The 242-nt window shown below is 76.9% G+C and carries 1 protein-coding gene; it reads left to right on the top strand.

Annotated features, from left to right (window positions below; all coding sequences use genetic code 11):
• A partial coding sequence (locus ACQG3P_RS22420; protein WP_426806287.1) for a hypothetical protein occupies positions 1–242 on the top strand: 242 nt, incomplete at both ends.

Genomic DNA, 242 nt, shown 5'->3' with positions numbered 1-242 from the left:
CGCATCGGGCTGGGCGAGGTGGAAGACGCCGTCGCCGAGTACCACCACCCGTATGGCAGCAGCGGCCGGCACGCGCTCTCGACCAACGCACGCTCCCGCGCCACCGACCTGGACCTGGCGCTGCTGCCGCGTGGGTCGCTGGCGCAGTACCGCTACAGCCAATGGCGGGGTGGCCTGCGCGGGGCCTGGTCGCCGCCTCCGGCCTGGGACCGGGCCGGGTGCCGCGAGCGCGGGCCGGAGCG

The organism is Stenotrophomonas sp. SrG (genome assembly GCF_050031795.1).
In the GTDB taxonomy this organism is placed as follows: Bacteria; Pseudomonadota; Gammaproteobacteria; order Xanthomonadales; family Xanthomonadaceae; genus Stenotrophomonas; species Stenotrophomonas rhizophila_A.
Note: the sequence above shows the minus strand (reverse complement) of the source record. Positions and strands in the feature narration are given on the sequence as shown.